This window comes from Huijunlia imazamoxiresistens (genome assembly GCF_037132455.1).
Lineage (GTDB): Bacteria > Bacteroidota > Bacteroidia > Chitinophagales > Chitinophagaceae > Flavisolibacter > Flavisolibacter imazamoxiresistens.
In genome coordinates this window covers 252,220-263,089 of sequence record NZ_JBBBEI010000004.1, presented here as the reverse complement: position 1 = coordinate 263,089, position 10,870 = coordinate 252,220, and the positions used below count along the sequence as shown (strand labels likewise).

Genomic DNA, 10,870 nt, shown 5'->3' with positions numbered 1-10,870 from the left:
CAGACAGGAAGAAACGATGGCTATAAAACGAAAGCTAGGGAGGCAGACTTGGGGAGCCCATAAAAGAGGTATTGCCCTAAAAAGTTACGATATAAAATCGACGCCTCCGTGTTAAAGTTTCTATAATGCCCCTTACCTTAAAAAAGCCATTGAAAACTCAGAACCAGTTCAAAAGACCTGCAAATTATTGTACATTCATACATGCGCCCTGCCCGATTTTTTTTGCCCAAAGCGGTCAAAAACATTCTTCTTTCCATCCTCGGCCTTTTCGTTTTGTTCCTGCTGCTGAATGCGCTTTTACCCCTGCCCGACAAGATCGCCTATAGCACCATCATTACCGGCTCGAAGGGCGAAGTGATCAACGCCTTTCTTACCCCCGACCAGAAATGGCGCCTGAAAACCGAGCTGGACGAGATCTCACCCCTGCTGCGCAAAACCATCGTGGCCAAGGAAGACCGATACTTTTACCGCCACCCCGGCATCAACCCCTTTGCGGTGGGCAGGGCCCTGGTCAAAAACCTGTACCGGGGCCGGCGCACCTCCGGCGCCTCCACCATCACCATGCAGGTGGCCCGCGCCCTGGAACCCCGCCGGCGCACCCTGCCGGCCAAGCTGGCCGAAGGCTTCCGGGCTTTCCAGCTGGAATGGAAATACAGCAAGGACGAGATCCTGCAACTCTACCTCAACCTCGTTCCCTACGGCGGCAACATCGAAGGCGTCAAGGCAGCCTCCCTCCTCTACTTCCGGAAGGCCCCCGACCACCTGTCGCTGGCCGAGATCACGGCCCTTTCCATTATTCCCAACCGCCCCTCCACCCTGGTGCCGGGCAGGGCCAACGACCGCATCGTAGCGGAACGGAACCGCTGGCTGCACCGGTTCGCCGCCGAAAAAATATTCAGCCAAAAAGAAATCGCCGATGCCCTGGCCGAACCGCTGCACGCCTACCGCAGCACCGTGCCCCATTACGCACCCCACCTCTCCCGCCGCTTGCAGCAGCTCTACCCCGGCCCGCTGATCGCCACCCCTATCGTGCTCAACACCCAGCTGAAAGTGGAAAAGCTGGTGGCGGACTACGTACGCAGCCTGCGGCTGATGAACATCCGCAACGCCGCCGTGGTGGTGCTTGACTCCCGTACCCGCCAGGTGGTGGCCTATGTGGGCTCGGGCAACTTCCACGACACCCTCGACGGCGGACAGGTCAACGGCGCCGCCGCCATCCGCCAGCCGGGCAGCACCCTCAAACCCCTGCTCTACGGCCTCTGCCTGGACGAAGGCCTGATGACGCCCAGGCTGGTGCTCAACGACGTGCCGGTAAACTACAACGGCTATGCCCCGGAAAACTACGACCAGAAATTCAACGGCTACGTCACCGTGGAATACGCCCTGGAACATTCGCTCAACATCCCTGCCGTGAAAGGATTGTTGCAGCTGGGAAAGGACAGATTAGTAAACAAACTGGTGGAAACGGACTTTCGCCAGGTGGCCAAAGACCGGGGCAAGCTGGGATTGTCGCTGATCCTGGGCGGCTGCGGCACCACCCTGGAAGAACTTACCGGCCTGTTCGCCGCCTTTGCCAACGAAGGCGTTTATGCCGCCCCGTTATACACCCGCAACGGTCCTTCTCCGAAAAAGGTGCGGGTGCTCAGTCCTGAGGCGGCCTACCTGGTGAGCAGCATGCTGTCGAAGGTGGAGCGGCCCGACTTCCCCCTGAACTGGGGCGCCACCGAGCGCATGCCGAAGATCGCCTGGAAAACGGGTACCTCCTACGGCCGCAGGGACGCCTGGAGCATCGGCTACAACAAAGACTTTACAGTGGGCGTATGGGTGGGCAACTTCTCGGCCCTGGGCGTTCCCGAACTAAGCGGCGCCAATACCGCCACGCCCCTGCTGTTCAAGATCTTCAATACCATCGACTACAACAACAACGGCGACTGGTTCGCCCCGCCCCCGGGCTGCGACATCCGCCAGGTGTGCAGCGAAACCGGCCTGCCGCCCGGCCCCTACTGCACCCAGCTGGTGACCGACTATTTCCTGCCGCTGGTGTCCAGCACCGCGGTCTGCCGCCACCTGCAGGAAGTAAAACTGTCCGCCGACGGCCACTATTCGTACTGCAACGGCTGCGCACCTGCCACCGGCTATATAAAAAAACTGTTTCGCATCATCGCCCCCGAAATGCAGGACCATTTCATCGCCAACGGCATTGCCTTTGAAAAGATCCCGCCCCACTACCCCGATTGCGAAACCGTTTTCAAAGGCAACGCCCCCAACATCACCTCGCCGCGCAACGGCAACGAATATTTCCTGACCCGCAAAAAGCCCGAGCCCCTGCTGCTCACCGCCTCCACCGGCAACGACGTATCGAAGGTGTACTGGTACATCAACGACCAGTTTTACAAGGCCACGGCCGCCAACGAAAAAGCCTTCTTCCTGCCGGAAGAAGGCCCCGTTAAAATCTCTTGCACCGACGACAAAGGCCGCAATCGGAATGTGCGGATCTTTGTGAAGTTTGTGGAACTCTGAGAAGTTCACGCGTTCCAAAGTTCACAAGTTCACGAGTTGGCGTAACTCCGGCGGGAACATTCTGGCAGAACGACAAACTACAAAAGTCTTGAAGACTTTTGTAGTTTCCTCGGCACCGGCGTCAGCCAACTTGTGAACCCGTGAACTTGTAGACTCGTAAACTATTCTCTTTTGCGGACGTTCCCCGCCCCGTGAATTTTTTGGCTGACCGCGGCGGTGCCCTTGTAGGCTACGTCGCCGGCGCCGTTGATGGCGATATCGAGCTGTTTGGAGGCAAATACTTCGGCATTGCCGCTGCCGGAGATCTTTACTTTGGTGTACTCGCTGAGCAGGTTGAAGCCGTAGACCTCGCCGCTGCCGGCGATGCTGGCCGAGAAGCTGCGGGTGGTGCCGTTGATCTTTACGGAGCCGCTGCCGGCAATACTGGTTTCCACTTCCGGGGCGTCCACCTCCAGGCGCACGTCGCCGCTGCCGTGGATGGACACTTTCAGCCGGTCGGCGGCGGTGATGCGGCCCGCCGAGCGGATGTTGCCGCTGCCGTTGATCTGCAGCTCGCGGAAAGCGGGAGCGGTGGCATAAATCTTCACCTTGTTATCGGGACGAAGGCTGTAGCCCGGGCGGGGACGCACCTCCAGGCGGTCGCCGTGCAGGTCTGCCTGCACGTAAGACAGCAGGTTCTCATCGCCTTCCAGTTTTATCCTATACCCGTCGCCGGGAGCGACGACCACATCCAGCGACCCCTGCACCGTTACGGACTGAAAGCCTTCCACCACCCGTTCCTCGGTGCCCCGGACCCCATTGCCGGTAATACGTTTGCCATTCCTGCCGCGGCAGGCGGCCAATGCCACGACAAGCAGCATGAAAACAAAAATATTTCTCATATAAGCTGTAAAAAAAAGTACGAGGTACAAGGTACGAGGTACGAAGTAGATAGGAAAATTACCCCAAAAAAAGGCCAAACGGATAACCGGTTCTGCCCCTTGAATTCACCCACTCCTAACCCCTTAAACCTCTGAAACACTGAACTCTGGAACTCTGGAACTTTGGAACTCTGAAACTTTAATTACCTTCACACCCCTATGACGGAAAAAATATTGATTCTTGATTTTGGCTCTCAATATACCCAGCTCATTGCCCGAGTGGTACGGGAAGCCAATGTGTATTGTGAAATCATCCCCTATTCCAAAAAGATCGAATACGACCCGACGGTCAAAGGCATCATCCTTTCCGGCTCCCCGTTTTCGGTAAATGACCAGAACGCTCCCGAGGTGGACGTGCAGGCCCTGGCCTCCGATCGCCCCGTACTGGGCGTTTGCTACGGCGCCCAGCTGACCGCCAAGCAATTCGGCGGAAAAGTGGAAAAAAGCAATAAAAGAGAATACGGCCGCGCCGTGCTGCATATCGAACAGGAAGAAGCCCTGCTGCAGGACCTCACCGCCGCCTCCCAGGTGTGGATGAGCCATGGCGACTCCATCCTGCAGCTGCCCCAGGGCTTCGAGGTGCTGGCCACTACCGACAGCATCCCCGTGGCCGCATACAAAAGCACCAACGGCGGCCTGAAAGCCCTCTACGGCCTGCAGTTCCACCCCGAGGTATACCATTCCATCGAGGGTAAAAAAATCCTTCGCAACTTCCTGGTCAACATCTGCGGCTGCACCCAGGACTGGACCCCGGCCCACTTCGTGACCGAAACCGTGGACAACCTGAAACAGCAGATCGGCGACCGTAAAGTAATTATGGCCCTGAGCGGCGGGGTGGACTCCACCGTGGCCGCCATGCTCATTCACCGCGCCATCGGCAAGAACCTGTACGGCATTTTCGTGGACAACGGCGTGCTGCGCAAAGACGAGTTTGAAAGCGTGCTGGCCATCTACCGCGAACTGGGCCTGAATGTAAAAGGCGTGGATGCCCGCAAGCTGTTTTACAAAAAACTAAAAGACAAGACCGACCCCGAGGACAAGCGCAAAGCCATCGGCAAAACCTTTATCGACGTGTTCCAGGAAGAGGCCGGAGAAATTAAGGACGTTTCCCTGCTGGGACAGGGCACCATCTACCCCGACGTGATCGAAAGCGTGTCGGTGCACGGCCCTTCGGTGACCATCAAGTCGCACCACAACGTAGGCGGCCTGCCCGAAAAAATGCACATGAAGCTGATCGAACCCCTGCGCTCGCTGTTCAAGGACGAAGTCAGAAGAGTAGGCCGCGAGCTCGGCATCGCCGACGCCCTGCTGAACCGCCACCCCTTCCCCGGCCCCGGCCTGGCCATCCGCATCCTGGGCGAGGTGACCGAGGAAAAGGTAGAACTGCTGCAGAAAGCCGACGAAATCTATACCCGCCTGCTGAAGGAACACCACCTGTACGAAACCGTATGGCAGGCCGGCGCCATCCTGCTGCCGGTACGCAGCGTGGGCGTGATGGGCGACGAACGGACGTATGAATTTACCGTGGCCCTGCGGGCCGTGACCAGCGTGGACGGCATGACCGCCGACTGGGCACACCTGCCGTACGACTTCCTGGCCAAGGTGTCCAACGAGATCATCAACTCGGTCAAAGGCATCAACCGCGTGGTGTACGACATCAGCAGCAAGCCCCCGGCAACCATCGAGTGGGAATAACTCGAAAAGTTCCAAAGTTCACGAGTTTACAAGTTCACAAGTTTATGAGCGGTTTACGGCAGGAGGTTTTCCATCGGTAAGAAAGAAGGAAGAAGCATCGAAATAAACTTTTGCATCGTCATAGATAAAACCGGCATCAAAATAACTTGTGAACTCGTGAACTGGTGAACTCGTGAACTTTTAGCAATTACATCCATGAAGAAATTCGTATTTTCTCTTTTCCTCCTGCTCCTTTCCAGTGGTCTGTGGGCACAGTCCCAACAGCCCGTACGGCATAAGATCGCCCTGTTTGTTCCCTTATACCTTGATTCCGCTTTCAGCGGCTACAACTACCGCTACGACAAGACGTTTCCAAAGTTCCTGATCCCCGGCCTGGAATTTTACCAGGGGGCCCAGCTGGCCCTGGACTCGCTGAAAAAGGCAGGCGCCCCGCTGGACGTGTACGTCTATGACTCCCGTTCGCACCGCCTGCCCCTGTCGACGCGGCTGGCCAATCCCGAACTGAACAACGTGGAGCTGTTCATTGCCAATGCCAATGCCGCCGAAGTGCAGACCCTGGCGCAGGAAGCCCACCGCCGCCAGATCCCCTTTGTGTCGGCGACCCTCCCCAACGATGCCGGCGTGGTGAACAACCCTTATTTCGTGCTGCTCAACTCCACCCTGCGTACCCATTGCGAAGGCATTTACCAGTACCTCCAAAAATACCACAGCCAGGACCGCATTATCCTGTTCCGCAAAAACGGGGTGCAGGAAGGCCTGATCCTCGACTACCTGAAGGACATTGCCGGCACCACTACCGCCGCTCCCCTGAAGATGGAGTTCGTGGACCTGGAGGGCGAATTCGAGGAAGCGGCCCTGGCCGCACGGCTCGACAGTACCCGGAAAACGGTCTGTATCGCCGGCAGCCTCGACGAACGCTTCGGCCTGAAACTGGCCCAGCACCTGGCCTCCCTGAGCCAATATTACCCCCTGACCCTGGTGGGGATGCCCACCTGGGACGGCATCAAGGAGTTCAGCCGCAACGAGTTCAAGAACATCGAGATCGTCTACAGCACCCCCTTTTATTACCGCCGGTACAGCGGCCTGAAAAACCACCTGACCAACCAGTTCGAAGCGGCGGTCAACGGCCGGCCTACCGACATGCTGTTCCGCGGCTACGAAACCATGCTGCGCTTCGCCCTGCTGCTGCTGGAGGCAAAAACCGACCTGGGCTCCAACCTTACCCGCAAAGGCAATACGGTCTTCACCCAGTTTGACATCCAGCCGGTTTTTCTCAATAAGGCCAACATGACGCTGGATTATTTCGAGAACAAGCACCTGTATTTCGTCAAATACATCAACGGCATCCAAACCGTGGTCAATTAAAGCCCCTGGCTTACCTGCCCGAAACTGTCGCTGCCCGGAAAAAAAGACCTTCCCGTCTGGTTTCTGCCGGCTTGTGGTGGACTTTTGTTATTTTAGAGGTTGTGTGCATCTGCATTGTCTACCAAAAATAACTGTCGTGATCCGTCGCCTGAAAACACCCGAAACCTCCGAAATAAAAGAAACCGCAGGCCCTGGCCTGGGCAGCATGGGCCCTTCCCTTTACTCGGTGCTGGAAGCTACCGGCGAAGTGGTGTTCGGCCTGGACCGCGGCAACCACATCACCCACATCAACGCCAACTGCCGCCAAACCGGCTACCGGTCCGACGAGCTCCTGGGAAAAAACATCTTCCGGCTGGTCCATCCCGCCGACATCCGCCGCCTGGCCGACAGCTTCCGCGAATGCCTGAAGGGCAAAAAAGCTGCCCGGGACCTCCGCTTCCGCCTGCGGCACCAGGCAGGCGACTGGCGCTGGTACACCGCCTCCGTTGCTCCCTTTTTCGACGGAACCGGCCAGTACCGGTATACAACGGGCATGGCCCGGGATATTACCGCCCAGGTAGAGCGGGAAGGGCAGGAACGGGAAAAGGAGGCCAGCCTGCGCGAAAGCGAAGGACGCTACAAAAAATTCGTCCAGCAGATCTCCGGGGGCGTGTGGCGTTTCGGCCTGCGGCAGCCCATGAAGCTGGGGATGCAGCGGGAAGCCATCATCGAGCACTTTTACCGCAACTGCTATATAGCGGAATGCAACGACGCCATGGCCCAGATGTACGGATTTGAAAACCAGGAAGAGATCCTGGACAAAGACTGCGAATTCTTCCTGCCCCGCAGCGAAGGGGCCAGCCTCGCCTTCTTCAACGACTTTATCGACAACAACTTCCAGCTCAAGAACTACCTCTCCTTCGAAAAGGATATTTACGGCAACCCGAAGGTGTTTCTCAACAACGTGATGGCCCATATCGAAAACGGCTACATCATCCACACCTGGGGCACCCAGCGCGACATCACCGAAATGCGGCAGGCCGAGCACACCATCCGCCTGCGGGAAGAACAGCTGCGGGTACAGGCGGAGCGGAACACCAAGATCCTGAACAGCATTACCGATGGCTTCATTGCGCTCGACAACGAGGGCACCATCGTCATGTGGAACCAGAAAATGGAAGAAGTGTTCGGACAGGCCGCCGCCGATGTCATCGGCCGGCCCATGCTCGACCTGTTCAGCATGTACCGCAATACCCCGGCCTATTCGGTCATCCTGGACGCCTACCGCCAAAAACAGCAGGTGCATACCGAGCACTTCCTCAAAGAGCGGAACCGCTGGGTGGAAGCGGTGGTCTACCCGTTTACGGATGTCTGCTTTATTTACTTTAAAGACATTACGGCGCGCAAACGCCGGGAACTGGTGATGCAGCTGCAAAAGGACGTGCTGAGCTACAACGCCACCCCCGGCACCACGCTGGCCGGCACCGCCCAATACCTGATCCACGGGTTGCAGAAGCTGCTGCCCGACGCCCGCATCGCCATCCGCAAGGCCGATGAAAAAGAAGTCTTCCTCCACGCCCTGGCCTCCAGCAACCTGCCGGCAAAATTTTCCGAAGCCACCGCCTGCACCGCCATCGGCTACGCCCGGGGCAGTTGCGGCACGGCGGCGCACCTGAAAACCTCGGTTTTCTCGCCCCATATCGCTGCCGACCTGTTATGGGAAGATTATTGGGCGCTGATGCGGGAAGTCAATATCCAGGCGGCGTTTTCCTTTCCCATCATCAACAACCGCAACCAGGTGCTGGCCACCCTGTCGCTCTACTTCGACCATCCCCGCGAACTGCGGAAGGCCGAACAGAAAGCCATCGACCACATCCTGCCGGTGCTGTCGCTGATCATGGAAAAACGGAACGCCGAAGAAGAGACCCGCCTGTCCAACGAACGGTTTATCCTGATCAACAAAGCCACCAATGAAGGCATTGTGGACCACAACCTGCTGACGGGCCAGACCGTCTGGGGCGACGGCCTGTCGCGGCTGACGGGCTACGAGCTGACCGAAAAGGAAGGCTCCCTCGGCTTCTGGATGAGCAAGGTGCACGCCGACGACGTGCCGGGACTGCTGCAGCTGGCCAACAGCCTCCACCTTTCCGGCAACACCCTGCTAAAGGAGGTACAGTTCCGGCTGCTCCGGGCCGACGGCAGCTACGCCCACATCTCCGCCACCGGCTATATCGTCCGCGACGAAAGCTGCCGGCCGGTACGCATCGTAGGCGCCCTGCGCGACATTACCGGCCAGAAGAAGATGGAACAGCAACTGATCCGCGAAATGGTGAACAAGCAGAAAGCCATCCACAAAGCGTCCTTGGAAGGATCGGAAAAGGAACGCGAGGCCATCAGCCGCGAGCTGCACGACAACGTGAACCAGATCCTGTCGGCGACAAAGCTGTACCTGGAGATCGCCCGCAAGGACGAGGACAAGCGGGAGCTGTTCCTCGACCGCAGCATCCAGTTCATCATGTCCTCCATCGCCGAGATCCGCAAGCTGTCGCGCTCCCTGTCGTCTCCCACCCTGGGCGACCTGGGACTGAAAGAGGCCATCACCACCCTGGTGCAGGAACTGCTGTACACCGAAAAGCTAAAGATTCATTTCACCTATGCCAAGGACCTGCCGGCCACCTTCGACGATACCCGCAACCTGACGCTCTACCGCATCGTGCAGGAACAGCTGACCAACATCCTGAAATACGCCCGGACGGAAACCACTTTCATCGACCTGAAGAAAAGGGCCGACAAGCTGGTGCTCACCATCAGGGACGAAGGCGTGGGCTTCGACCGCAAAAAGGTCAAAAAAGGCCTCGGCCTGTCCAACATCGCCAACCGCGCCAGCCTGCTGAACGGTACCGCCCGCATCCGGTCGGCCCCCGGCAAGGGGTGTACGCTGACGGTGACCATTCCTTTGGAAGGAAGCAGCAAGTAGATTGGAGGAATTGGGGATTGGTTAATCGGGAATTTGGCGGGGACCTGCTTCAAACAATAAACTCCGAACTACTAAAAACTCCGAACTACTAACTTAGAAACCTAGGAACTCAGGAACTGAACTATGGAGCCCTGGAACTTGTGAACGTTGGAACCTACTCTTCGTCTTCCGTCTTTTCCGGCTTGATCTCAATGACGTCGTTGATGATAAAGACGCCTTTGGGGAAGAGGGCGTTCAGTTGCTTCTGGTAGCGGGCGGCTTCGTCGCGGCCCCGGAAGTTGCCCACCTTCAGGCGGAAGAAGGGCGACTGGTACACCAGGTAGGCTTTTAGCTCGGGGAAGGAGGTGTACACCTGGGTTTTGGCAGCGATGGCCTCATCGCGCTTGTTGGTGCTCAGCACCATCAGGCGGTAGCCCCGGGCCGTGCGGCCGTATTGCTTTTTGATGGACGAATTGATGCTCGCCTGCTTGCGTACCAGCAGGTCGATCCGGGGGTCCTTGTGCACGATTACCGAAAAAGGCCGTACCGTATCGGCCGACTGGGCACCGGCGCTCAGCGCCGCCAGCAGGGTCATTACTAACAAAAAAATTCTCATGATCAGCTTTCCCTTGTTTGCGTCGTACTTTAATTAATAGCTTAAACCGGTGGCGGTTTGTCCTTTGACAATGGCCACCCCGGCACTGCATCCCAGGCGGCCGGCCCCGGCATCTACCAGGCTTTTGGCAAATTCAAAGGTCCGGATGCCGCCGCTGGCCTTCACATGAATGGCCGGGGGCAGGTGATGGCGCATCAACCGCACCGCCTCCAGGGAGGCACCCTTTTCGGCGTAGCCGGTGGAGGTCTTCAGAAAGTCGACGGGAAAATCTTTATAAAAGTTGCAACAGCGGATGATTTGCGCTTCGTTCAGGATACCGCTTTCGATAATCACCTTTATCAGCACGCCTGCCGGCTTGGCGGCGCCTGCAATGCCGGTGATCTCTTTTTCCAGCAGGTCAAAATCACCGTTCTTAAAGGCGGCGATGTTCATGACCACATCCAGTTCATCGGCCCCTTCATTTACGGCCTGTACCGCTTCGGCCACCTTGGCCGAATAATGGTGGTAGCCGAAAGGAAAGCCGATCACCGTGGCCACCTTTACCTCCGAGCCGGTCACCCTTTTTACCGATTCCGGTACGAAATAGGGCGGGATGCAGACCGAGGCAAAACCGTACTCGACGGCTTCCGCACAAACTTTCTCGATATCGGCCAGGGTCGTATCCGCTTTCAGAATCGTATGATCTATATAAGAAGCTATCTGCATCCGGATTGATTTATGGGAACAAAGAAAAGGAACAATAGGCAATAAGCAATTGGCAAATGGGCAACCCCATCCGTGCCGGCACCTTCTTGTCCATTGCTTATTGCCTGTTGCTTA

7 protein-coding genes are annotated in these 10,870 nt (G+C 57.4%); 4 read left to right on the top strand and 3 right to left on the bottom strand.

The annotated features are described in order from the left end of the window. The first annotated feature begins 201 nt into the window (after positions 1-201). A complete protein-coding gene (gene pbpC, locus V9K67_RS06870) occupies positions 202-2,520 on the top strand; it encodes a penicillin-binding protein 1C (protein ID WP_336721025.1) in 2,319 nt (772 codons plus the stop codon). A 161-nt stretch (positions 2,521-2,681) separates the two neighbouring features. Here the strand turns inward: pbpC and V9K67_RS06865 are convergent, their stop codons facing one another. Then, positions 2,682-3,380: a head GIN domain-containing protein gene (locus tag V9K67_RS06865; protein ID WP_336721023.1), complete on the bottom strand. Its 699-nt coding sequence runs from the start codon at positions 3,378-3,380 to the stop codon at positions 2,682-2,684. Between the two features lie 219 nt (positions 3,381-3,599). Between V9K67_RS06865 and guaA the strand changes: the two genes are divergently transcribed. The 3 genes from guaA to V9K67_RS06850 all read left to right on the top strand — a co-directional run bounded on the left by guaA (position 3,600) and on the right by V9K67_RS06850 (position 9,456). Further along, positions 3,600-5,135 (top strand): glutamine-hydrolyzing GMP synthase, encoded by a 1,536-nt coding sequence (gene guaA / locus V9K67_RS06860; protein ID WP_336721021.1) that lies wholly within the window; start codon positions 3,600-3,602, stop codon positions 5,133-5,135. 195 nt (positions 5,136-5,330) lie between these two features. Continuing rightward, positions 5,331-6,500 (top strand): hypothetical protein, encoded by a 1,170-nt coding sequence (locus V9K67_RS06855; RefSeq protein WP_336721020.1) that lies wholly within the window; start codon positions 5,331-5,333, stop codon positions 6,498-6,500. A 136-nt stretch (positions 6,501-6,636) separates the two neighbouring features. After that, on the top strand, positions 6,637-9,456 hold the full coding sequence (locus V9K67_RS06850; protein ID WP_336721018.1) for a PAS domain S-box protein: 2,820 nt from the start codon (positions 6,637-6,639) through the stop codon (positions 9,454-9,456). A gap of 154 nt (positions 9,457-9,610) precedes the next feature. Here V9K67_RS06850 and V9K67_RS06845 read toward each other — a convergent pair whose 3' ends face one another. Both V9K67_RS06845 and deoC read right to left on the bottom strand, forming a co-directional pair. Further along, positions 9,611-10,051 (bottom strand): SPOR domain-containing protein, encoded by a 441-nt coding sequence (locus tag V9K67_RS06845; protein ID WP_336721017.1) that lies wholly within the window; start codon positions 10,049-10,051, stop codon positions 9,611-9,613. A 33-nt stretch (positions 10,052-10,084) separates the two neighbouring features. Next, positions 10,085-10,756, bottom strand: a complete 672-nt coding sequence (gene deoC, locus V9K67_RS06840; RefSeq protein ID WP_336721016.1) for a deoxyribose-phosphate aldolase — start codon at positions 10,754-10,756, stop codon at positions 10,085-10,087. Positions 10,757-10,870: the final 114 nt, after the last annotated feature.